Source organism: Enterobacter sp. RHBSTW-01064 (genome assembly GCF_014103035.1).
GTDB lineage: Bacteria > Pseudomonadota > Gammaproteobacteria > Enterobacterales > Enterobacteriaceae > Enterobacter > Enterobacter mori.
In genome coordinates, this window is record NZ_JABXOU010000008.1 from 44652 (window position 1) to 67711 (window position 23060).

Annotated in this window: 18 protein-coding genes and 3 tRNA genes; 17 read left to right on the forward strand and 4 right to left on the reverse strand. The window is 56.0% G+C overall.

Features of this window, described 5'->3' with window-relative positions; all coding sequences use genetic code 11:
• Nucleotides 1-30: 30 nt before the first annotated feature.
• The 3 genes from mscM to rsgA all read right to left on the reverse strand — a co-directional run bounded on the left by mscM (nucleotide 31) and on the right by rsgA (nucleotide 5493).
• Nucleotides 31-3354, reverse strand: coding sequence for a miniconductance mechanosensitive channel MscM (gene mscM / locus HV355_RS20430; protein ID WP_148400396.1), 3324 nt, complete (start codon nucleotides 3352-3354; stop codon nucleotides 31-33).
• Nucleotides 3355-3373: 19 nt separating this feature from the next.
• Nucleotides 3374-4342 carry an archaetidylserine decarboxylase gene (gene asd, locus HV355_RS20435; protein WP_182403209.1) on the reverse strand — a complete coding sequence of 323 codons (969 nt, stop codon included), beginning with the start codon at nucleotides 4340-4342 and terminating at the stop codon, nucleotides 3374-3376.
• 98 nt (nucleotides 4343-4440) lie between these two features.
• Nucleotides 4441-5493, reverse strand: a complete 1053-nt coding sequence (gene rsgA, locus HV355_RS20440; RefSeq protein ID WP_010427739.1) for a small ribosomal subunit biogenesis GTPase RsgA — start codon at nucleotides 5491-5493, stop codon at nucleotides 4441-4443.
• A gap of 107 nt (nucleotides 5494-5600) precedes the next feature.
• Here rsgA and orn point away from each other — a divergent pair, with 107 nt between their 5' ends.
• The 4 genes from orn (at nucleotide 5601) to HV355_RS20460 (ending at nucleotide 6659) form a co-directional block, all read left to right on the forward strand.
• Nucleotides 5601-6146, forward strand: a complete 546-nt coding sequence (gene orn, locus HV355_RS20445; RefSeq protein ID WP_089600925.1) for an oligoribonuclease — start codon at nucleotides 5601-5603, stop codon at nucleotides 6144-6146.
• Between the two features lie 196 nt (nucleotides 6147-6342).
• Nucleotides 6343-6418, forward strand: a tRNA-Gly gene (locus HV355_RS20450).
• A gap of 44 nt (nucleotides 6419-6462) precedes the next feature.
• Nucleotides 6463-6538 (forward strand) — tRNA-Gly (locus tag HV355_RS20455).
• Nucleotides 6539-6583: 45 nt separating this feature from the next.
• Nucleotides 6584-6659, forward strand: a tRNA-Gly gene (locus tag HV355_RS20460).
• Nucleotides 6660-6929: 270 nt separating this feature from the next.
• On the opposite strand, the gene queG is transcribed toward HV355_RS20460, so the two are convergent.
• On the reverse strand, nucleotides 6930-8069 hold the full coding sequence (gene queG, locus HV355_RS20465) for a tRNA epoxyqueuosine(34) reductase QueG (RefSeq protein ID WP_182403211.1): 1140 nt from the start codon (nucleotides 8067-8069) through the stop codon (nucleotides 6930-6932).
• Here queG and nnr point away from each other — a divergent pair.
• From nnr to rnr, 13 genes are all read left to right on the forward strand, one after another.
• Nucleotides 8068-9591 (forward strand): bifunctional ADP-dependent NAD(P)H-hydrate dehydratase/NAD(P)H-hydrate epimerase, encoded by a 1524-nt coding sequence (nnr, locus tag HV355_RS20470; RefSeq protein ID WP_182403213.1) that lies wholly within the window; start codon nucleotides 8068-8070, stop codon nucleotides 9589-9591. The two genes, queG and nnr, sit on opposite strands and share 2 nt — an antisense overlap.
• Nucleotides 9584-10045, forward strand: a complete 462-nt coding sequence (gene tsaE / locus HV355_RS20475; RefSeq protein ID WP_008502923.1) for a tRNA (adenosine(37)-N6)-threonylcarbamoyltransferase complex ATPase subunit type 1 TsaE — start codon at nucleotides 9584-9586, stop codon at nucleotides 10043-10045. Before nnr ends, tsaE begins: the two co-directional genes overlap by 8 nt.
• Before the next feature lie 16 nt (nucleotides 10046-10061).
• On the forward strand, nucleotides 10062-11405 hold the full coding sequence (gene amiB, locus HV355_RS20480; protein WP_182403215.1) for an N-acetylmuramoyl-L-alanine amidase AmiB: 1344 nt from the start codon (nucleotides 10062-10064) through the stop codon (nucleotides 11403-11405).
• A gap of 9 nt (nucleotides 11406-11414) precedes the next feature.
• Nucleotides 11415-13259: a DNA mismatch repair endonuclease MutL gene (mutL, locus tag HV355_RS20485; protein ID WP_148400939.1), complete on the forward strand. Its 1845-nt coding sequence runs from the start codon at nucleotides 11415-11417 to the stop codon at nucleotides 13257-13259.
• Nucleotides 13252-14202, forward strand: a complete 951-nt coding sequence (gene miaA, locus HV355_RS20490) for a tRNA (adenosine(37)-N6)-dimethylallyltransferase MiaA (protein ID WP_010427503.1) — start codon at nucleotides 13252-13254, stop codon at nucleotides 14200-14202. Before mutL ends, miaA begins: the two co-directional genes overlap by 8 nt.
• A gap of 85 nt (nucleotides 14203-14287) precedes the next feature.
• Nucleotides 14288-14599, forward strand: coding sequence for an RNA chaperone Hfq (gene hfq / locus HV355_RS20495; protein WP_008502919.1), 312 nt, complete (start codon nucleotides 14288-14290; stop codon nucleotides 14597-14599).
• A gap of 74 nt (nucleotides 14600-14673) precedes the next feature.
• Nucleotides 14674-15954 (forward strand): ribosome rescue GTPase HflX, encoded by a 1281-nt coding sequence (hflX, locus tag HV355_RS20500; protein WP_010427502.1) that lies wholly within the window; start codon nucleotides 14674-14676, stop codon nucleotides 15952-15954.
• Nucleotides 15955-16010: 56 nt separating this feature from the next.
• A complete protein-coding gene (gene hflK, locus HV355_RS20505) occupies nucleotides 16011-17270 on the forward strand; it encodes an FtsH protease activity modulator HflK (protein ID WP_042713437.1) in 1260 nt (419 codons plus the stop codon).
• A 2-nt stretch (nucleotides 17271-17272) separates the two neighbouring features.
• Nucleotides 17273-18277 (forward strand): protease modulator HflC, encoded by a 1005-nt coding sequence (gene hflC, locus HV355_RS20510; RefSeq protein WP_010427498.1) that lies wholly within the window; start codon nucleotides 17273-17275, stop codon nucleotides 18275-18277.
• A 71-nt stretch (nucleotides 18278-18348) separates the two neighbouring features.
• The gene (locus HV355_RS20515) at nucleotides 18349-18546 is read left to right on the forward strand and encodes a DUF2065 domain-containing protein (protein ID WP_010427497.1); all 198 of its coding nucleotides are present in this window, start codon (nucleotides 18349-18351) and stop codon (nucleotides 18544-18546) included.
• Nucleotides 18547-18650: 104 nt separating this feature from the next.
• The gene (locus HV355_RS20520; protein WP_042713442.1) at nucleotides 18651-19949 is read left to right on the forward strand and encodes an adenylosuccinate synthase; all 1299 of its coding nucleotides are present in this window, start codon (nucleotides 18651-18653) and stop codon (nucleotides 19947-19949) included.
• 193 nt (nucleotides 19950-20142) lie between these two features.
• Entirely contained in the window at nucleotides 20143-20568 is a 426-nt protein-coding gene (nsrR, locus tag HV355_RS20525; protein WP_010427492.1) for a nitric oxide-sensing transcriptional repressor NsrR, read from the forward strand.
• 38 nt (nucleotides 20569-20606) lie between these two features.
• Nucleotides 20607-23051, forward strand: a complete 2445-nt coding sequence (rnr, locus tag HV355_RS20530; protein WP_182403216.1) for a ribonuclease R — start codon at nucleotides 20607-20609, stop codon at nucleotides 23049-23051.
• Nucleotides 23052-23060: the final 9 nt, after the last annotated feature.

Below are 23060 nucleotides of genomic sequence, written 5' to 3' on the forward strand. Positions count from 1 at the left end.
AACACCCCTCCCCACAGGGAGGGGCGAGTATTACAAACTTCCCGCCGGGCGTTTGCGCCCTGCTGATGACAGCGTTCTTGACGTTTTATTCCCGCCGAGGCTTTCCAGACGCATCTGGAACGGTGGGAACGGCATATCAATTCCATGCTCGCGGAAGCCAGCCAGAATCAGCTGGTGGATCTCATGGCGCAACGGCATACGGTGCCCCATCTCGGCGGCGTAGATGCGCAGCTCGAAAATCTGAATACCCTGCTGTAAATCCACAAGGAATACCTCCGGTGCCGGGTTATCAATCACCAGCGAGCAGCGCTCTGCTGCGGTGTAGAGGATCTGCGTCACCTCTTCGCTGTTGGCGTCAGACGGTGCCGGTACGGTCAGCACCACTCGGGTGACGGAGTCTGACAGCGACCAGTTGATAAACTGCTCGGTGATAAACGCCTTGTTCGGGACGATGATCTCTTTTCGATCCCAGTCGCTGATCGTGGTGGCGCGCGTATTGATCTTCGTGACGCTACCGGTCAAATCGCGGATGGTCACCGTATCGCCAATACGGATCGGCTTCTCAAACAGAATGATCAGACCGGAAACGAAGTTGGCAAAAATCTCCTGCAGGCCAAAGCCCAGACCCACGGTCAGGGCGGCGACCAGCCACTGCAGTTTTGACCACTCAATACCAATCATTGAGAAACCCACCAGCCCACCAAACAGCATGATCAGATACTTGGTGATGGTGGTAATGGCGTAGCCCGTGCCGGGGGTTAAATCCAGATGCTGCAGCAGCGCCAGCTCCAGCAGTGCCGGGAAGTTACGCACCAGTTGGGTGGTGATGATCAGCACCAGAATGGCAATCAGCACCGCGCCTAAGGTGATCGGCTCCAGACTTTCAACACCCTGTACCGTGGACGTCACGTCCCACAGAGAGATGTTCTCCAGGAAGCCAAACGCGGAATGAATTTCCGACCACAGGAAGATCACCGACAGAAGGGCAACCAGCATCAGGAGGGAGCGCACCAGCCGCAATGACTGGGTACTGATGGTATCCAGATCGATTTCGACATCGTCGGCATCCGTTGTCCCTTCTGTACTGTTGACGTGGTTTGGCTCTTCTTCACCGCGTGCGCGCTGGGCCAGAATTTCGGCGCGGCGATGCTTGGCACGGTCAAACGCCAGACGACGACGCTGGATCAGCATTCCGCGGCGGATGACATGGTAGACCACCAGCAGCAGGAACCAGATGGCGACGGAGGTTTCAAGACGTGCCAGCAGCGCCTGCGCGGTCGCCAGATACCCCACGGCTGCGGCCAGAATGGCCACTAAAGGCGCGGAGAGCATCAGGTTCCACAGCATGCGGTTGAGCATGTTATCGCCGCTGCCCGTCTTATCGAGATACAGCGGAATGCCGGCGCGTTTAAGGCTGAGTTTCACCATTGCCAGCGCGCCGCAGATGAGGATAAAGCAGAGACGGCCCAGCGAACCGGAGAATTCACGGTCATTGAGGTTATCGAACATGATCAGCGCCATGATTAGTGGCACGATCAGGCCGATGCTCATCAGGTAGTAACGCATGCCGCGCGCGACGCGGCTGCGCGGCCAGCCAAAGTGGGCGACAAACAGACCGTTTGGACGCGCGAAGGTGGCGCAAATCATCACTACCCACAGCAGCGGCACGGTGGCGGTGACGCCATCGCCAATCGCCACCGCAAGCGGATAGGGCCAGGCCTCGCGCAGGCCGTATCCCAGCGTCATCCACAGCACCGGTAGCGGTGAAGCAACAAGAATCGACCAGAATACGGTACGCAGCGTCAGCCAGAAGTGATCCTGCGTCACTTTTCCGACGCGCGCACTGGAACGTTCGAGGAAGCGCGTAAAGTGCCTGCGGGAGTAGATACTGAAGCCCACCAGAATCAGCGCGCCCAGCAGCGGGAAGATGGTCTCCTTACTGGTAATCATCATCACGCTGGCCTGGCCCAGCTGGCTGAAGGTATCCAGCGAAATCAAGCGGCGCAGATCCTGCACAATCTCGATTGGCCACGAGAAGGTCATTGGCCGCACGTCCGACGTCCAGAAGAGATAACGGTGCGTCGCCTCGTTGACCTCTTTCAGCGCATCTTCCAGCTGGCTGTTCGACACTTTCAGCTTGGTTAGCTCAAGGATCAGCGTATCGCCGCCCTGCAGCAGAGAGTTCAGCAGCTCACGCTGGGTGCGCAGCTGGGCTTCAAGGATGCGGTTCTGCTCACCGGTAAGCGGTTGTCCATCGGCCTGACGGATCTGGCGGATTTGCGGCTGCTTATTGAGGAGGTCTTCAAAATGCAGGCGCTGGACGCGCAGCTGCGCCATCTCGGTATCAAGCTGCTGCGGCTTTGGCATTTCCGGCAGGCGGGCAACCTGGGCGCGTAAGGCTTCACCCAACAGGTTGGAGGACCCCAGCCACTGGGACTGCTCACGCAGGGTGTTAAGCGCCTGACGTACCTGCAGCGTTTGATTGGTCGCCTGTCGCTGCTGCGACGCAACCAAATCCATACGCTGCGCCTGCTGGTTCAGCGCGGCTGAAAGCTCGCGGTTAACCTTGAACTGATCGACGATGCCGACAGGCAGATTTGCGCTGTTTTCCGCGAGGAGTTCTGTACTTTCCAGCGCGCGTTCGGCTTCGCGCTGGCGCTGGCTATTTAACTGGTTGCGCAGGCTCTGCAGATACGCGTCCAGCTGCTGGCTCTGCTTCTGCGCCAGTTCAGCGCGCATGCGCGACAGTTCCTGGCGGTTGTTGGCAGAAAGCTGCGCCAGCTCCAGCTCATCAACCAGCGCTTTGAGCCTGGCGGATTCCGCCTGTAGCCCAAGATTTTGCGCCTGGCTCTGTGGCGTATTACCGGCTTGCGTGCCGACGCGACGCTCGACCTCGTTCAACTGACGGCGGGCATCGGTCTGCTGCTGTGGCAGCTGGCTGAGCGAGTCGGCGATTTCACGTGCGCGCTCTTGTTCCTGCTGCGCCTGGCGGCTCTTTTCCAGAAGCTGACTGCTTACCTGGAGGATCTCCTGGTTTAGCGCATCCGACGTTAAGCCCACAGGAACCTCGCGCGGTTCATCACGCAGGTTATTAAGCTGCGAGCGCAGCGTTTGAGAGAGTTTGGGGAAGTTGTCGATAACCTGCTGATATTGCTGAGCGCGCTCAAGGGAGCCTTTTCGTTCCTCAAGCGCGTTCAGGGCAGACTGGAGCGACTCGACGGTCTCTGGCTGAGCGGGTTTCGCCGCTTTTGCCTGCTCCAGTTCCTGGGTTATCTGTTTGGCGTCGGGGGCTGTCGCTGCGTACGCCCCCATGCTGAGGCACCAGGCCATCAGTAGAACGATAATCGGGCGCACGTCAGCGATCCTTCTGTTGTTAGCCTTCGTCTTTTTTGTCGTCAACCAGCGGGCTGGCGTCATGCTCGGCATTGACCTCTTCTTCAGGCAGCGGCGCAGGCTCTGCGTCCGGCGTGATGAAGGTTTCGGTAGACACCGCCAGCGGTTGGCCCAGTTTGGTCACCGACAGGCTTTCCAGCTGTTCAACCAGGTTCACTTTACCCGGTGCAAACAGGTTGATCACTGTAGAGCCCAGCTTAAAGCGACCCATCTCCTGACCTTTCAGCAGGGCCACAGAGCCTTCCGCTTCACCGGCAGGCCAGGTCCAGCGCTTGATCACGCCTTCGCGTGGCGGGGTGATGGTGCCCGCCCAGACGGTTTCGATACTGCCTACAATGGTAGCACCCACCAGAATCTGTGCCATTGGGCCAAATTCAGTATCAAACAGGCAGATGACGCGCTCGTTACGGGCGAACAGGTTCGGAACGTTCTGTGCGGTCAGGTGGTTCACAGAGAACAGATCCCCCGGCACGTAAATCATTTCACGCAGGATACCGTTACACGGCATGTGTACGCGGTGATAGTCGCGCGGCGACAGGTAGGTGGTCGCGAAGGAACCGTTACGGAACAGATCTGCCATCAGGTAGTTACCTGCGAGCAGCGCCTCAAGGGTGTAGTTATGGCCTTTGGCCTGCAGAATTTTGTCGTCTTCAATCTTACCGAGCTGGCTGATCACACCGTCCGCAGGCATCACCAGCACGTTAGGGTCGGTATTTAACGGGCGCACTTCATCGCGCAACGGGCGCACGAAGAATTCGTTAAACGTGCGATAGCTGGCGGTGTCCGGTTTCTGCGCCTCTTTCATGTCGACCTTGTAGTATTTCACGAACAGGTCGATGACCAGTTTGGTCAGCCAGCCCGCTCGTTTGCTCGCGCCCCAGCCCGCCAGGCGAGTGAGCCACAGTTTTGGCAGAATGTATTGAAGCGAAAGTTTGAATGAGTTTAACAAGGTAGCCTCCAGGCCATTGTTTTGTCGTTCCTGATCCGGCGGAAAAGCGCCGGAACCTGAAAAAAAGGGGACGATTTTAGCGATGCTTAGCTTAGTTGTCAGTTATCAGAATCAGAAAAGTTTTTACGCGTTTTTACGTCTTCCATGCTCTCAAGAATGCGGTGATAGTTTTCGAAGCGAGTTTCCGCAATCTCGCCGTTCTCTACCGCCTCGCGGATAGCGCAGCCAGGGTCGTTGTCGTGCTTACAGTCGCGATATTTGCAAGCGCCTAAATAGTCATGGAATTCGACAAACCCGTTGAAGATTTGTTCCGGCTCAAGGTGCCACAGGCCAAACTCACGTACGCCCGGCGAGTCAATCACGTCGCCACCGTGCGGGAAGTGATACAGACGCGAGGCGGTGGTGGTGTGCTGGCCCAGACCCGAAACGTTTGAGACATCGTTGGTCAGAATCTCTTGCTGGAGGCCGAGAAGGTTGTTCAGCAGGCTCGATTTACCTACGCCAGATTGACCCGCAAAGATACTGATTCGGTCAGTCAGCGCTTCTTCTAACGGCTTCAGGCCATCTTTGGTGTGGCTGGAGACCATCAGCACGCGATAACCGATCTTGCGATAGATATCCATCTGCTCATTCACGAAGGCCATGCCGTCGTCATCCAGCAGATCGATCTTGTTCAGCACGATGATCGGTTCAACCTGCAGCGTTTCGCAGGCGACAAGATAACGGTCGATAATATTGAGCGAAAGCTCAGGCAAAATCGCCGAAACGATGACGATCTGGTTAATATTGGCGGCAATGGGTTTAACACCGTCGTAGAAATCAGGACGGGTCAGCACCGACGTGCGTTCATGCACGGCTTCAACGATGCCCTTAACCGTCACCCCTTCAGCGGCTTCTTTACCCGGACGCCAGACAACGCGATCGCCGGTTACCAGTGAACGGATAGTGCGACGGATATTGCAACGGTGGATATCCCCGTCGGCGGATTCCACATCAGCATGCATACCAAAACGGCTAATCACGACGCCCTCTGTCGCTTCACCAAACAGGTTGTCGTCGTAATCCGGCTTCTCCGAAGTGGTTTTAAGACGGCGCTGGTGGTTGGCGTTTACGCGGCGCTGCTGCCCTTTGGAGAGTTTATTTTTACTCAATCGCGCTGGCTCCTGGTCGCCCGTAAGGGGCAAAACCTCTATGATACACTCTAATTAATACTAGTTAACCTGCTACTGCCGGTTATGCGAGAAGGGTGGAAAATAACATGAGCGCGGATGAAAACAACCTGATTTGGATCGATCTTGAAATGACCGGGCTGGATCCCGAGCGCGATCGCATTATTGAAATTGCAACGCTGGTCACCGATGCCAACCTGAATATTCTGGCGGAAGGGCCAACCATCGCGGTACATCAGTCTGACGATCAACTCGCGCTGATGGATGAATGGAACGTGCGTACCCATACCGGCAGCGGGCTGGTCGAGCGCGTGAAGGCCAGTACCCAGGGCGACCGCGAAGCAGAGCTGGCAACCATTGAATTCCTGAAACAGTGGGTTCCGGCGGGCAAATCGCCTATCTGCGGTAACAGCATTGGTCAGGATCGTCGCTTCCTGTTTAAGTACATGCCGGAGCTGGAATCGTATTTCCACTACCGCTATCTGGATGTCAGCACCCTGAAAGAGCTGGCGCGTCGCTGGAAACCGGAAATTCTCGACGGCTTTAAAAAGCAGGGAACACACCAGGCGATGGACGACATTCGCGAGTCGGTTGCGGAGCTGGCGTACTACCGCGAAAACTTTATAAAGCTGTGATTTTGCGACCCGGCGCCTTGCGTGGCCGGGTTTTTGTCGTTAAATTGTTCAGCTTGCCGATTAATTAAGCATTTGAACGGATTTTCAAAAAAATCGCTTTAAGGGGGGTTGCAGCTAAAAGGATTTCTCGTATAATGCGCCTCCCGTAACGACAGAGAATTACACGTTACGACAGCAACAAAAGCAGTATAGATTTGCGGGAATAGCTCAGTTGGTAGAGCACGACCTTGCCAAGGTCGGGGTCGCGAGTTCGAGTCTCGTTTCCCGCTCCAAAATTTGAAAGTATCGCAAGATACGCCAGCACCAGAACACCCAAGCGGGAATAGCTCAGTTGGTAGAGCACGACCTTGCCAAGGTCGGGGTCGCGAGTTCGAGTCTCGTTTCCCGCTCCAAAATTTGAAAGTATCGCAAGATACGCACAGCACCAGAACACCCAAGCGGGAATAGCTCAGTTGGTAGAGCACGACCTTGCCAAGGTCGGGGTCGCGAGTTCGAGTCTCGTTTCCCGCTCCAAATTCTTCTTGATATTCAAATTATCCACAGCGGAATGCTCCCTTGGGGACGTTTTCTATTTCATCTGAAATACTCTTGTAAACAGAGTTATCCACAGAACCTGCCGCTGATCTGTTAGTGCCAAACGCTTCGCAGGGTGAATAGTATCTTTATAATATTCTGATTTATAAAAAGAAAATATCATTTAAAAATGTTAGTGAGATCACTTGACCTCTTAGCCAGCCCTGATGGCGCCTGAGTTTGTAATTTTATACACAGGCTGTGAATAGTTCAGGCATCCCGCTTTAGCCCTTTTTCAATCACCCTTACCAGCCGCTGTTTCTTAGGTAACTGCACTTCGACCACGCAGGCATTTCGCTTCTCAATTTGCTGTGCAACCGCCCACTCTATGTGTTCATCGAGAAGTGGGTGCTCACCTCTACGGCTTTCGAGTGCCTGAATATTCGCTTCATCCCACGGGGCATTGCCCAGCGCAACGGCAACATTTCGCAGCCAACGCAAATGACCGATACGGCGAATGGCCGAACCTTCCGTCACTTTCAGGAACCAGGCTTCTGTCCAGGCGAACAGCTCAATAAGCGGTGGTGCATGCAGCGCCTTACGCGGGCTGAAATCCTCTTCGTCCGTGAGCTGCGAATAGCGGTTCCACGGGCAGATCAACTGGCAGTCGTCACAACCGTAGATCCGGTTGCCGATAAGCGGTCGAAATTCCTCAGGAATGGCCCCTTCCAGTTCGATAGTGAGATAGGAGATGCAGCGGCGTGCGTCAACCGTATAAGGCTCGACAATAGCGCCTGTCGGGCAGATGGTCATGCAGGCTACACACCGGCCGCAGCCTTCCTCTACCGGGCCGTCTACCGGCAGCGGTAAATCTATCAGCAGTTCACCCAGGAAAAAGAACGAACCGGCGTCGCGGCTAAGGATAAGTGAGTGCTTACCTGTCCAGCCAAGCCCCGCTTTTTCAGCAATCGGACGCTCAAGAATAGGCGCGGAATCCACAAAGGGTCTAAAATTCAGCGAAACACAGTGCTGCTGAATCATTTCCCCCAGTTTTTTTAAACGGTTGCGCAGAAGCTTATGGTAGTCACGCCCCAGAGCATACCGGCTGACGTAACCCAAAGAGGGATTTTTGAGCGTGCGCGCAAAGGCCGCATTGGCGGGCAGGTAGTTCATGCGCACGCTGATGACGCGTAATGTGCCCGGCAACAGCTCGTGTGGACGAGCGCGCATCATGCCATGACGCGCCATCCACTCCATTTCGCCGTGGTACTGTTTGTCCAGCCACGCCTGCAGTTTGGGCTCGCTGGCGGAGAGGTCGGTGTCGGTGATGCCCACCTTCTGAAAGCCAAGCTCAGCACCCCACTGTTTTATATTTTGCGCTAACTGATTGAGATCGAGGGGCTGTGACATGACGGACCATACGGTGAAGAAAAACCCCGCAAGTATACCACATTCCATCTGGCATGCGGATGACCTCCGACGCGCCGAAAAAGAGGCTGCAGATAGTCTCGGCATTACCCTTTACGAACTGATGCTACGCGCGGGTGAGGCGGCGTTTAACGTTGCCCGCCGCACGTACCCGCATGCTTCTCACTGGCTCGTTTTATGTGGGCACGGTAATAACGGCGGCGATGGCTATGTCGTCGCCCGTCTGGCCGTGGCGGCAGGTCTTCGCGTCACGTTACTGGCCCTTGAGAGCGAACATCCGCTGCCGGAAGAAGCCAGTGCGGCGCGAGAGGCCTGGCTGAACGCAGGCGGTGTGATTCATGCGTCAGATATCCTCTGGCCGGAAGATGTGGATCTGGTCGTTGATGGTCTGCTGGGCACCGGTCTGATGCGCGCGCCCCGCGACAACATTGCCGCGCTGATTGAGCGTGCTAACGCGCATCCCGCACCGGTGGTGGCGCTGGACATCCCCTCTGGATTGCTCGCGCAAACCGGTGCGACGCCGGGGTCGGTGATTCAGGCGTCACATACTGTCACCTTTATTGCCCTGAAACCGGGTCTGCTAACCGGAAAAGCGCGGGATGTGGTGGGGAAACTGCATCACAACGCGCTGGGGCTTGAACGCTGGCTGGCGGGACAGGATACGCAAGTTTCACGATATGACGCCTCACAGTTGACCGGATGGCTGCCGCCGCGCCGTCCAACGTCCCATAAGGGCGATCACGGCAGGCTGGTGATAGTCGGGGGTGACCACGGCACGGCGGGCGCTATCCGCATGACCGGCGAGGCGGCTCTGCGCTGCGGTGCCGGTTTAGTGCGGGTGTTAACGCGTAGTGACAATATCATCCCGATCGTTACCGCCCGACCGGAGCTAATGGTGCATGAACTCACGCCGCAGACGCTGGAAGAGAGCCTCGAATGGGCCGATGTTGTGGTGATTGGCCCCGGGCTTGGGCAGCAGGCATGGGGTAAACAAGCCCTGCAAAAGGTCGAGAATTTTCGTAAACCGATGCTGTGGGATGCCGACGCGCTTAACCTTCTGGCAATAAACCCGGATAAGCGTCACAATCGCATCCTGACGCCACACCCCGGCGAGGCCGCGCGGCTGCTTAACTGCAGCGTGGCAGAAATTGAAAGCGATCGCTTACTTTCTGCCCAGCGTCTGGTAAAACGTTACGGAGGTGTTGCTGTTTTAAAAGGGGCGGGAACCGTTATCGCCAGCGAGGATGCGCTGGGTATTATTGATGCCGGAAATGCAGGCATGGCGAGCGGGGGCATGGGTGATGTGTTGTCTGGCATCATTGGCGCATTGCTCGGACAGAAACTTCCCCTTTATGATGCAGCCTGTGCGGGCTGTGTGGCCCACGGCGCAGCGGCTGACCAGCTTGCTGCACGCTATGGTACGCGCGGTATGCTGGCCACCGATCTTTTTTGCACGCTACGGCGTGTTGTTAACCCGGATGTGATTGACGTAGAAAATGACTAATCGAGCGATTCCTTTACCTGATGAACAAGCCACTTTAGATCTCGGCAAGCGCGTGGCGCAGGCCTGTCAGGGGGCAACCGTCATTTATCTTTATGGTGATTTAGGTGCGGGGAAAACCACCTTCAGCCGGGGTTTTTTGCAGGCGTTAGGCCATAACGGGAATGTGAAAAGCCCAACCTACACGCTGGTAGAACCGTACACCCTTGAAAATCTCATGGTGTACCACTTCGATTTATACCGCCTTGCGGATCCTGAGGAGCTGGAATTTATGGGGATCCGTGATTATTTTGCCAACGACGCCATTTGCCTGGTGGAGTGGCCGCAACAAGGTGCGGGTGTGCTGCCTGACCCGGATGTCGAAATTCACTTAGATTACCAGGCACAAGGGCGTGAGGCACGCATCAGTGCTGTTTCCTCATCAGGCAGTTCCTTACTGGCGCGACTGGCCGGTTAAGCGTAGGGATGACGGGATGAAAAATCGCGTTAAAGGTTGGTTGTTGGCTGCCACGGTGCTGCTGTGCGCGCAGGCCGGGGCGGCGAGCCTCTCAGATATTCAGGTGTCGAACGGCGAAAGCCAGGCTCGGATTACGTTCAGCTTTATGGGCGACCCTGAATATGCGTTTTCTCAGCCAGACAGCCACAGCGTGGCGCTGGATATCAAACAAACGGGCGTAATCCAGGGATTACCGCTGCGGTTCAGCGGTAACAACCTGGTGAAAAGTATCCGTTCGGGAACGCCGCAGGATAGCCAGTCGTTACGCCTGGTTGTGGATCTGACCGAAAAGGGCAAAACGAAGGCGGTGAAGCAGCAAAACGGGGCGAACTATACGGTGGTCTTTACCATCAATGCCGACGCACCGCCGCCACCGCCACCGCCTGCACCGGTGGTGGCGAAGCGCGTGGAAGAACCTGTGTATACCCCGCGTCCGTCTGAACCTGCCCGTAATCCGTTTAAGTCGCAAAACGATCGCATCACAGCGGCAACCAGCAGTAATACGGTGACGCGTCCGGCGACCAGCGCACGACGTGCGGCGGTCAGCGGTGACAAAGTGATCATCGCCATCGATGCAGGTCACGGCGGGCAGGATCCGGGCGCAATTGGTCCAGGGGGTACGCGGGAGAAAAACGTGACAATCGCGGTAGCCCGCAAGCTCAGGACGCTGTTAAACGACGATCCGATGTTTAAAGGCGTGCTCACTCGCGACGGCGACTATTTTATCTCCGTCATGGGACGCTCGGACGTGGCGCGTAAGCAAAACGCAAACTTCCTGGTCTCCATTCATGCGGATGCCGCGCCGAATCGTAGCGCGACCGGCGCCTCTGTTTGGGTGCTGTCGAACCGTCGCGCCAACAGTGAAATGGCAAACTGGCTTGAAGAGCATGAGAAACAGTCTGAACTGTTAGGCGGTGCGGGTGATGTGCTGGCTAATAGCCAGTCTGACCCGTATCTCAGCCAGGCGGTGCTGGATTTACAGTTCGGTCATTCCCAGCGCGTCGGGTATGATGTCGCGACTAACGTACTGAACCAGCTACAGGGCATCGGGGCATTGCACAAGCGCCGTCCGGAGCATGCGAGCCTGGGTGTTCTGCGTTCGCCGGATATTCCATCGATCCTCGTGGAAACGGGCTTTATCAGCAACAACGGTGAAGAGCGCCTGCTGGGAAGCGACAGTTACCAGCAGCAGATTGCCGAAGCGATTTATAACGGTCTGCGTAAATATTTTGAAGCCCATCCGCTTCAGTCAGCGCCGCAAAGCGGTGCAGGCCAGACGGCCAGTGCCGCGCTGCCGGGTGAGATGACCGCCACAAATTAAGGAGAATTCATGCCGATTCAGGTTCTACCGCCGCAGCTCGCGAACCAAATCGCCGCCGGTGAGGTGGTGGAGCGCCCTGCGTCGGTGGTGAAGGAACTGGTGGAAAACAGCCTCGATGCGGGGGCAACCCGCATTGATATTGATATCGAACGCGGCGGCGCAAAGCTTATTCGTATTCGTGACAACGGCTGTGGCATCAAAAAAGACGAGCTGGCGCTGGCGCTGGCGCGTCACGCCACCAGTAAAATTGCCTCTCTGGACGATCTGGAAGCCATTATCAGCCTTGGTTTTCGCGGCGAAGCGCTGGCGAGCATCAGTTCCGTATCCCGCTTAACCCTGACCTCCCGTACCGCGGAACAGCAGGAGGCCTGGCAGGCCTACGCTGAAGGGCGCGATATGGACGTCACGGTCAAACCTGCGGCGCACCCTGTCGGCACCACGCTTGAAGTGCTGGACCTGTTCTATAACACCCCAGCCCGACGCAAGTTCATGCGTACCGAGAAGACCGAATTTGGACACATCGATGAGATCATTCGCCGCATCGCGCTGGCGCGATTCGATGTCACCATCAACCTCAGCCATAACGGCAAGGTGATGCGTCAGTATCGTGCGGTGGCGGAAGGTGGGCAGAAGGAACGCCGGTTAGGGGCTATCTGCGGCACGCCGTTCCTTGAAAAAGCGCTGGCGATAGAGTGGCAGCATGGCGATCTGGCGCTGCGCGGCTGGGTGGCCGATCCGAACGCGAGCAGCGCCGCCTTTGCTGAGATCCAATACTGCTACGTGAATGGCCGCATGATGCGCGACCGCCTGATCAACCACGCCATTCGTCAGGCCTGTGAAGACAAACTCGGCGCGGATCAACAGCCCGCGTTTGTGCTTTATCTGGAGATCGACCCCCATCAGGTGGATGTGAACGTCCATCCTGCGAAGCATGAGGTGCGCTTCCACCAGTCACGTCTGGTTCATGATTTTATTTATCAGGGTGTTGTCACGGTATTGCAGCAGCAGGCGGAGCCAACGCTGCCGCTGGAAAACGACGCCCCGGCACCGCGTCCGCTGCCGGAAAACCGGGTGGCGGCTGGCCGCAACCACTTTGCTGAACCCGCTGCTGCCCGCGAACCCTCGGCTCCGCGTTTCTCCGCGGCGGGCAGCGCGCCTCGCCCTACGGGGGCGAACTACCCCAACGCTCAGCCGGGTTATCAGAAGCAGCAGGGGGCGTTGTACCGCAAACTGCTTGATACGCCCGCCGTGGAACGTAAAGAGCATATCGAGGTGTCGCAACCTTCACTGGACGGGCATAGCCAGAGCTTTGGTCGTGTACTGACGATTGTTGCTCCGGATATGGCATTGCTCGAACGCGAGGGGAAACTGATGCTACTGGCGTTGCCGGTGGCGGAACGCTGGCTTAAACAGGCGCAGCTGACGCCGGGGGAAAACGCCGCCTGCGCACAGCCGTTGCTGATCCCGGTCCGGTTAAAGATAACCCCTAAAGAAACAGGGGTTTTGCAGCGTGCACAGGCGCTTCTTGCCGAAATGGGCATAGAAATCGTGCTGGAAGCGCAGCATGTGACAATTCGCGCAGTGCCTTTACCCTTACGCCAACAAAATTTACAAAACTTGATTCCTGAACTGATAGGCTACCTGGCGCAGCAAACGTCGTTTGATGCCGCCAACACCGCGCAGTGGATCGCTCGTCATCTGGCCAGCGAACACTCTCCGTGGAGTATGGCGCAGGCGATTACCGTGTTGGCAGAGGTTGAACGCCTTTGCCCACATCTGGTGAAAACGCCGCCGGGTGGATTATTACAACCTGTTGATTTAAAAACGGCGATGACCGCCCTGAGACATGATTGACGTAAGTAAGGCGAGCCTGCCTAAGGCGATTTTTTTAATGGGCCCTACGGCCTCCGGTAAAACAGCGTTAGCCATTGAGTTACGTAAAGTTTTGCCTGTAGAGTTGATTAGCGTCGATTCCGCCCTCATTTATCGAGGAATGGACATCGGCACGGCGAAGCCAGACGCAGACGAACTGCGCGCGGCACCGCACCGTTTGCTGGATATTCTCGACCCGGCTCAGGCGTACTCCGCAGCAGACTTTCGCCGCGATGCCTTAGCCGAGATGGCCGACATTACCGCTGCGGGACGAATACCGCTACTGGTTGGCGGAACCATGCTCTACTTCAAGGCGCTGCTGGAGGGGTTATCGCCTCTGCCATCGGCAGATCCGGACGTACGAGCCAGGATTGAACAGCAGGCGGCAGAGCAGGGATGGGACGTTTTGCACCAGCAACTGGCGGAGATTGACCCGGTTGCTGCAGCGCGAATCCATCCGAATGATCCGCAAAGGCTTTCCCGGGCACTGGAAGTTTTTTTCATTTCGGGTAAAACTTTAACGGAACTGACGCAAACGTCAGGAGACGCTCTGCCGTATCAGGTGCATCAGTTCGCCATCGCCCCGGCGAGCCGTGAACTGCTCCATCAACGAATTGAGCAGCGTTTTCATCAGATGTTGGCTTCAGATTTTGAAGCAGAAGTGCGGGCGCTATTTGCCCGTGGAGATTTGCATACGGATATGCCTTCCGTTCGTTGTGTGGGATACCGCCAGATGTGGTCGTATCTTGAAGGTGAGATTTCATACGATGAAATGGTTTATCGAGGTGTTTGCGCCACGAGGCAGTTAGCGAAGCGCCAGATCACCTGGTTGCGCGGTTGGGAGGGCGTTCACTGGTTAGACAGTGAAAAGCCGCAACAGGCGTTAAACGAAGTGATTGAGGTTGTTGGTGATATCGCTGACTGAATGTGTACAATTGAGACGTATCGTGCGCAATTTTTCAGAATCGCAAGGTTCTAAGTACAAAACAAGCATATAAGGAAAAGATAGAATGGCTAAGGGGCAATCTTTACAAGATCCGTTCCTGAACGCATTGCGTCGGGAACGTGTTCCAGTTTCTATTTATTTGGTGAATGGTATTAAGCTGCAAGGTCAGATTGAGTCTTTCGATCAGTTCGTGATTCTGTTGAAAAACACGGTCAGTCAGATGGTCTACAAGCACGCTATTTCTACTGTTGTTCCGTCCCGTCCGGTATCTCATCACAGCAATAACGCTGGCGGCGGCACAGGTAGTAACTACCATCATGGCAGCAACGCGCAGGGTTCTTCAACGCCTGCGCAGGACAGCGACGAGACCGAATAAGGTTTCGCACTGTTATCCACACGGGGAGCCAGGGATCCTGCGTTCCCCGCTGATCTTTTTAGAGAGGTTTACGCTTGTTTGACCGTTATGATGCCGGTGAGCAGGCGGTGCTGGTACACATCTATTTTTCGCAAGACAAAGATATGGAAGACCTCCAGGAGTTTGAATCTCTGGTCTCTTCTGCCGGTGTCGAAGCAATGCAGGTGATTACCGGTAGCCGTAAAGCGCCGCACCCAAAGTATTTTGTTGGTGAAGGTAAAGCAGTCGAAATTGCGGATGCCGTAAAAGCAACCGGCGCGTCAGTCGTGTTGTTTGATCATGCGCTGTCTCCAGCCCAGGAGCGCAACCTGGAAGCCCTTTGCGAATGCCGTGTTATCGATCGCACGGGATTGATTTTAGATATTTTTGCTCAGCGTGCGCGTACCCACGAAGGTAAGCTGCAGGTTGAACTGGCGCAGTTGCGCCATCTGGCAACGCGTCTTGTGCGTGGCTGGACACACCTTGAAAGACAAAAAGGCGGGATTGGTTTGCGCGGCCCGGGTGAAACCCAGCTCGAAACCGACCGTCGTTTGCTGCGTGGCCGTATTACCCAGATCCTCTCACGTCTGGAAAGAGTTGAGAAACAGCGTGAGCAGGGACGTCGGGCGCGAACGAAAGCCGATATCCCGACGGTGTCGCTGGTGGGGTATACCAACGCCGGTAAATCCACCCTGTTTAACCAGATCACCGAGGCCCAGGTTTATGCCGCTGACCAGCTGTTTGCGACCCTGGACCCGACGCTGCGCCGTATTGACGTTGCTGACGTCGGTGAGACGGTGCTGGCGGATACCGTAGGGTTTATCCGTCATTTGCCGCATGACCTGGTGGCGGCGTTTAAAGCAACGTTGCAGGAGACGCGTCAGGCGACCCTGCTGCTGCACGTGATTGATGCGGCAGACGTGCGCGTTCAGGAGAACATCGACGCGGTGAACGTGGTGCTCGAAGAGATCGACGCCCACGAAATCCCAACGCTGTTGGTGATGAACAAGATCGATATGCTGGACGATTTCGAACCGCGTATCGACAGAGATGAAGAGAACAAACCGATTCGGGTCTGGCTTTCTGCCCAGACCGGTATCGGTGTGCCACTGCTTTTCCAGGCTTTGACAGAACGTCTTTCCGGTGAGGTCGCCCAGCACACGCTGCGATTGCCGCCACAGGAAGGCAGGCTGCGCAGCCGGTTTTATCAGCTTCAGGCGATAGAAAAAGAGTGGATGGAGGATGACGGCAGCGTGGGGATGCAGGTGCGTATGCCGATCGTTGACTGGCGTCGCCTCTGTAAACAAGAACCTGCGCTGGCGGACTATATCGTCTGATCAGAAAGGGGAAGCCTGAATAATTCGCCCTTGCATAACAAATATGGAGCATATACATGGCGTGGAATCAGCCCGGTAATAACGGACAAGACCGCGACCCGTGGGGAAGCAGCAATAATCAAGGCGGCAACTCTGGGGGAAATGGCAACAAAGGTGGTCGCGAGCAGGGGCCGCCGGATCTGGATGATATCTTCCGCAAGCTGAGCAAAAAGCTCGGTGGCCTTGGCGGAGGAAAAGGTTCTGGCTCGGGTGGTAATTCCACTCAGAGTCCGCGCCCGCCAATGGGTGGCCGCGTAGTGGGCATTGTGGCCGCTGCGGTGGTAATCATCTGGGCAGCTAGCGGGTTCTACACCATTAAAGAAGCAGAACGCGGCGTGGTCACTCGTTTCGGTAAGTTCAGCCATCTGGTTGAACCGGGCCTGAACTGGAAACCGACCTTCGTTGACAACGTCACCGCGGTTAACGTGGAGTCCGTCCGTGAACTGGCGGCATCTGGCGTGATGCTGACCTCTGACGAGAACGTCGTTCGCGTTGAGATGAACGTGCAGTACCGCGTAACCGATCCTGAGCGTTATCTGTTTAGCGTGACCAGCGCTGATGACAGCCTGCGTCAGGCGACCGACAGCGCCCTGCGTGGCGTGATCGGCAAGTACACCATGGACCGTATTCTGACCGAAGGTCGTACCGTTATTCGTAGCGATACCCAGCGCGAGCTGGAAGAGACCATTCGTCCATACAACATGGGTATCACCCTGCTGGACGTCAACTTCCAGGCGGCGCGTCCGCCGGAAGAGGTGAAAGCCGCATTTGACGATGCGATTGCTGCACGTGAAAACGAACAGCAGTACATCCGTGAAGCTGAAGCGTACACCAACGAGGTTCAGCCGCGTGCTAACGGTCAGGCGCAGCGTATTCTGGAAGAAGCACGCGCGTATAAGACGCAGACCATCCTGGAAGCACAGGGTGAAGTGGCTCGCTTCGCGAAGATCCTGCCGGAGTATAAAGCGGCACCGGAAATTACCCGCGAGCGTCTGTATATCGAGACCATGGAAAAAGTGCTGAGCCACACCCGCAAAGTGTTGGTTAACGACAGCAAAGGCGGAAACCTGATGGTCCTGCCGCTGGATCAGATGCTGAAAGGCGGTTCTGCACCGGCTGCGAAAGACACCAGCGGTGCGAATAACCTGCTGCGTCTGCCACCAGCCTCTTCAGGCAGCGCCAGCGCGAACACAACGCCTTCTTCGAACGATGGTGACATTATGGACCAACGCCGTGCTAACGCGCAGCGTAACGACTACCAGCGTCAGGGGGAATAAGGATGCGTAAGTCAGTTATTGCGATCATCGTCATCGTACTGGTCGTGCTGTATACCTCGATCTTTGTGGTGAAAGAAGGCGAGCGTGGGATCAAATTCCAGTTCAGCAGCGTCGTGCGTGATGGTGACAAACGCCCGGTGATTTACGAACCGGGTCTGCACTTCAAGGTGCCTTTCATTCAGTCAGTGAAAACGCTTGATGCGCGTATCCAGACCATGGATAACCAGGCCGACCGTTTCGTGACCAAAGAGAAGAAAGACCTGATCGTTGATTCCTACATCAAATGGCGTATCAGCGACTTCAGCCGTTACTTCCTGGCAACGGGCGGTGGCGATGTTTCTCAGGCAGAAGTGCTGCTGAAACGTAAGTTCTCTGACCGTCTGCGTTCTGAGATCGGTCGTCTGGATGTGAAAGACATCGTGACCGACTCCCGTGGCCGTCTGACGCTGGAAGTACGTGATGCGCTGAACTCCGGTACAGCGGGCACGGAAGACGAAGTGGAAACGCCAGCAGCGGATGACGCGATTGCTAAAGCCGCTGAACGCGTTCAGGCTGAAACCAACGGTAAAGTGCCGGTGATCAACCCGAACAGTATGGCCGCGCTGGGTATCGAAGTCGTTGACGTGCGTATCAAGCAAATCAACCTGCCAGCGGAAGTGTCCGAGGCGATCTACAACCGTATGCGCGCCGAGCGTGAAGCGGTAGCCCGTCGTCACCGTTCACAGGGTCAGGAAGAGGCTGAGAAGCTGCGTGCCGCTGCGGACTACGAAGTGACCAAGACGCTCGCAGAGTCTGAACGTCAGGGTCGTATCCTGCGCGGTGAAGGCGATGCCGAAGCGGCGAAGCTGTTTGCTGATGCCTTCAGTCAGGATCCAGACTTCTATGCCTTTATCCGTAGCCTGCGTGCTTACGAGAATAGCTTCCAGAGCAACCAGGATGTGATGGTGCTCAGCCCGGACAGCGATTTCTTCCGTTATATGAAGACGCCGACTAACGCAACGCGATAAACTCAGGTCCGTTTGAGTATTCAAACCACCGCTCTCAACGGAGCGGTGGTTTTCTTTTATAAGGACTAAAAATGAATTCAACGATCTGGCTCGCGCTGGCCCTGGTTTTGGTGCTTGAAGGTCTTGGACCGATGCTTTATCCGCGCGCCTGGCGTCGAATGATCGCGACGATGAGCCAACTGCCGGATAATATTTTGCGTCGTTTTGGCGGCGGTCTTGTGGTTGCGGGTATCGTTATCTACTACATGTTGAAGAAAACGATTGGCTGATCAAAAAGTAGGCGCAATCGGCGTATTTTGAGGTCAAAAAGTGCTGTATATCTGAAAAAGCGATGGTAGAATCCATTTTTAAGCAAACGGTGATTTTGAAAAAAATGGGTAACAACGTCGTCGTACTGGGCACTCAATGGGGTGACGAAGGTAAAGGGAAGATTGTTGATCTTCTGACTGAACGGGCTAAATATGTTGTACGCTACCAGGGCGGTCACAACGCAGGCCATACTCTCGTAATCAACGGTGAAAAAACCGTCCTCCATCTTATTCCATCAGGCATTCTTCGCGAAAACGTCACCAGCATCATCGGTAACGGCGTTGTGCTGTCTCCTGCTGCGCTGATGAAAGAGATGAAAGGTCTGGAAGACCGTGGTATCCCTGTTCGTGAGCGTCTGCTGCTCTCTGAAGCCTGCCCGCTGATCCTGGATTATCATGTGGCGCTGGACGTTGCGCGTGAAAAAGCGCGTGGCGCGAAAGCGATCGGTACCACCGGTCGTGGTATCGGCCCGGCTTACGAAGATAAAGTTGCACGTCGCGGTCTGCGCGTGGGCGATCTCTTCGACAAAGCGACCTTCGCTGAAAAACTGAAAGAAGTGATGGAATATCACAACTTCCAGCTGGTGAATTTCTACAAAGCTGACGCTGTTGACTACCAGAAAGTGCTGGATGACGTCATGGCGGTGGCTGATATTCTGACCGGTATGGTTGTGGATGTGTCCGATCTGCTGGACCAGGCGCGCAAGCGTGGCGATTTCGTCATGTTCGAAGGTGCGCAGGGTACGCTGCTGGACATCGACCACGGTACCTATCCGTACGTAACTTCCTCTAACACCACCGCGGGTGGCGTGGCAACCGGCTCTGGCCTGGGTCCACGCTATGTGGATTACGTTCTGGGTATCATCAAAGCGTACTCCACTCGCGTGGGTGCCGGTCCATTCCCGACCGAGCTGTTTGATGAAACCGGCGAGTTCCTGTGCAAGCAGGGTAACGAGTTTGGCGCGACCACCGGTCGTCGTCGTCGTACCGGCTGGCTGGATGCGGTCGCAGTGCGTCGTGCAGTGCAGATCAACTCCCTGTCTGGCTTCTGCCTGACCAAGCTCGACGTACTGGACGGCCTGAAAGAAGTGAAAATCTGCGTTGGCTACCGTATGCCAGATGGCCGCGAAGTGACCACCACTCCGCTGGCTGCTGACGACTGGGAAGGCATCGAGCCAATCTACGAAACCATGCCGGGCTGGTCTGAGACCACTTTCGGTGTGAAAGAGCGTAGCGGCCTGCCGCAGGCGGCGCTGGATTACATCAAGCGCATTGAAGAACTGACCGAAGTGCCGATCGATATTATTTCTACCGGCCCGGATCGTACTGAAACGATGATCCTGCGCGACCCGTTCGACGCATAATCTTCGTGACTGCTGGCCTGCGGGGAGACCCGTAGGCCGGATAAGCGTAGCGCCATCCGGCGACCGCTCCTGGATCTCCGCTTTTTCGCCCCGTCTGTCAAATAAATTAGCCCCTAACTATCTGGCTGGTTTATCATCATTAATGAATATCTCTGCGGTTTCACCGCGTTTTCCCTTTTTCCCTGAGGTTGATGTGCAGTTAACGAGTTTCACCGATTACGGCTTACGCGCCCTGATTTACATGGCGTCGTTACCCGATGGAAAGATGACCAGCATCTCTGAGGTAACAGAGGTCTATGGTGTATCCCGTAATCATATGGTCAAAATAATCAATCAACTTAGCCGTGCCGGATACGTTGCTGCCGTCCGCGGGAAGAATGGTGGGATCCGTCTCGGTAAACCGGCACAGAGTATTCGCGTTGGGGATGTGGTACGTGAACTGGAGCCGTTGTCTCTGGTGAACTGCAGCAGCGAGTTCTGCCACATTACCCCCGCTTGCCGCCTGAAACAGGCGCTTTCTAAGGCCGTGCAAAGTTTTCTCATGGAGCTGGATAACTACACGCTGGCCGATTTGGTTGAAGAGAATCAACCGCTTTATAAATTATTGCTGGTGGAATGAAGAAAATTTCCACCGGAGCTGACAACGGAGGAACCGACATGTCACATGATCCTTTCCAGGAACGCGAAGCCGAAAAATACGCGAATCCTATCCCTAGCCGCGAGTTCATCATTGAACACTTAACAAAACGCGAAAAACCCGCCAATCGTGAAGAACTTGCCGTTGAATTAAACATTGAAGGTGAAGAGCAAATTGAAGCCCTTCGCCGCCGCCTGCGCGCGATGGAGCGTGACGGGCAACTGGTCTTTACCCGCCGTCAGTGCTACGCGCTGCCAGAACGCCTCGATCTGCTGAAAGGGACCGTCATTGGTCACCGCGATGGCTTCGGCTTCCTGCGCGTGGAAGGCCGCAAAGACGATCTATACCTCTCATCTGAGCAGATGAAGATGTGTATCCACGGCGATCAGATCCTGGCGCAACCGCTGGGCGCGGACCGTAAAGGCCGCCGCGAAGCGCGCGTGGTGCGTGTGCTGGTGCCAAAAACCAGCCAGATTGTTGGCCGCTACTTTACCGACGCTGGCGTGGGCTTTGTGGTACCGGACGATAGCCGCCTGAGCTTCGACATTCTGATCCCACCTGAAGAGGTAATGGGCGCACGCATGGGCTTTGTGGTGGTGGTAGAACTCACCCAGCGCCCAACCCGTCGCACCAAAGCCGTAGGTAAAATCGTCGAAGTGTTGGGCGATAACATGGGCACCACGATGGCCGTTGATATGGCGCTGCGTACTCATGAGATCCCTTACGTCTGGCCGAAAGCGGTTGAAGATCAGATCGAAAGCCTGCGCGAAGAAGTGCCGGAAGAGTCTAAGGTGGGCCGCGTAGATCTGCGCTCCCTGCCGCTGGTCACTATTGATGGCGAAGACGCCCGCGACTTTGATGATGCCGTTTACTGTGAGAAAAAACGCGGTGGCGGCTGGCGTCTGTGGGTTGCTATCGCTGACGTAAGCTATTATGTCCGTCCGCATACGCCGCTGGATAACGAAGCGCGCAGCCGCGGTACGTCGGTCTACTTCCCGTCTCAGGTTGTGCCGATGCTGCCGGAAGTGCTCTCTAACGGTCTGTGCTCCCTGAACCCGCAGGTTGACCGTCTTTGCATGGTCTGCGAGATGACCATCTCTACCAAAGGGCGCTTAACCGGCTTCAAATTCTACGAAGCGGTGATGAGCTCGCATGCGCGTCTGACCTATACCAAGGTCTGGCATATGCTGCAGGGCGACCAGGAGCTGCGCGAGCAGTACGCGCCGCTGGTCAAACACATCGAAGAGCTGCATAACCTCTACAAAACGCTGGAACAGGCGCGCGAAGAGCGCGGCGGGATCTCGTTTGAGAGCGAAGAAGCGAAATTCATCTTCAACGCCGAACGCCGCATTGAGCGTATTGAGCAGACTCAGCGTAACGACGCCCACAAGCTGATCGAAGAGTGTATGATCCTGGCGAACATCTCGGCGGCACGTTTCGTTGAGAAAGCCAAAGAGCCAGCGCTGTTCCGTATTCACGATAAGCCGACCACGGAAGCCATTACCTCATTCCGTTCTGTGCTGGCTGAACTGGGCCTGGAGCTGCCGGGTGGCAACAAGCCAGAGCCGCGCGATTACGCCGAGCTGCTGGAATCCATCGGCGATCGTCCTGATGCAGAAATGCTGCAGACCATGCTGCTGCGCTCCATGAAGCAGGCGATCTACGATCCGGAAAACCGCGGCCACTTCGGTCTGGCGCTGCAGTCTTACGCCCACTTCACGTCGCCGATCCGTCGTTATCCTGACCTTTCCCTGCACCGTGCGATCAAGTATCTGCTGGCGCAGGAGCAGGGCCACAAAGGGAACACCACCGAAACCGGCGGCTACCACTATTCGATGGAAGAGATGCTGCAGCTGGGCCAGCACTGCTCCATGGCCGAACGTCGTGCCGATGAAGCAACACGTGACGTGGCGGACTGGCTGAAGTGTGACTTTATGCTCGATCAGGTGGGTAACGTCTTTAAAGGCGTGATTGCCAGCGTGACCGGCTTTGGTTTCTTCGTTCGTCTGGACGAGCTGTTCATCGACGGTCTGGTGCACGTCTCCAGCCTGGATAACGACTACTACCGCTTTGATCAGGTCGGACAACGCCTGATTGGCGAGTCTGGCGGCCAGACATACCGTCTGGGCGACCGTGTGGAAGTGAAGGTCGAAGCCGTGAATATGGACGACCGTAAAATCGACTTCAGCCTGATCTCCAGCGAGCGCGCGCCGCGTAACGTCGGCAAAACCGAGCGTGAGAAAGCGAAAAAAGGCGGTAACGGTAAACCGGGCGGCGGTAAACGTCGTCAGGCGGGCAAGAAGGTAAACTTCGAGCCAGACAGCGCGTTCCGCGGCGAGAAGAAACAGAAGCCGAAGGCGGCGAAGAAAGAAGCTCGCTCAGCGAAAAAACCGTCCGCTAAAACGCAGAAAATAGCTGCCGCGACCAAAGCGAAGCGTGCGGCCAAGAAAAAGCAGGCGGAGTAAATTCTCCCC

What these genes read in the sequence shown, in the direction of transcription:
- tsaE (WP_008502923.1), top strand. Translation starts at nt 9,584, where the DNA reads ATGACTAATCGAGCGATTCCTTTACCTGATGAACAAGCCACTTTAGAT.
- amiB (WP_182403215.1), top strand. Translation starts at nt 10,062, where the DNA reads ATGAAAAATCGCGTTAAAGGTTGGTTGTTGGCTGCCACGGTGCTGCTG.
- hfq (WP_008502919.1), top strand. Translation starts at nt 14,288, where the DNA reads ATGGCTAAGGGGCAATCTTTACAAGATCCGTTCCTGAACGCATTGCGT.
- hflC (WP_010427498.1), top strand. Translation starts at nt 17,273, where the DNA reads ATGCGTAAGTCAGTTATTGCGATCATCGTCATCGTACTGGTCGTGCTG.
- HV355_RS20515 (WP_010427497.1), top strand. Translation starts at nt 18,349, where the DNA reads ATGAATTCAACGATCTGGCTCGCGCTGGCCCTGGTTTTGGTGCTTGAA.
- queG (WP_182403211.1), bottom strand. Translation starts at nt 8,069, where the DNA reads ATGTCACAGCCCCTCGATCTCAATCAGTTAGCGCAAAATATAAAACAG.
- rnr (WP_182403216.1), top strand. Translation starts at nt 20,607, where the DNA reads ATGTCACATGATCCTTTCCAGGAACGCGAAGCCGAAAAATACGCGAAT.
- hflK (WP_042713437.1), top strand. Translation starts at nt 16,011, where the DNA reads ATGGCGTGGAATCAGCCCGGTAATAACGGACAAGACCGCGACCCGTGG.
- nnr (WP_182403213.1), top strand. Translation starts at nt 8,068, where the DNA reads ATGACGGACCATACGGTGAAGAAAAACCCCGCAAGTATACCACATTCC.
- mutL (WP_148400939.1), top strand. Translation starts at nt 11,415, where the DNA reads ATGCCGATTCAGGTTCTACCGCCGCAGCTCGCGAACCAAATCGCCGCC.
- HV355_RS20520 (WP_042713442.1), top strand. Translation starts at nt 18,651, where the DNA reads ATGGGTAACAACGTCGTCGTACTGGGCACTCAATGGGGTGACGAAGGT.
- miaA (WP_010427503.1), top strand. Translation starts at nt 13,252, where the DNA reads ATGATTGACGTAAGTAAGGCGAGCCTGCCTAAGGCGATTTTTTTAATG.
- orn (WP_089600925.1), top strand. Translation starts at nt 5,601, where the DNA reads ATGAGCGCGGATGAAAACAACCTGATTTGGATCGATCTTGAAATGACC.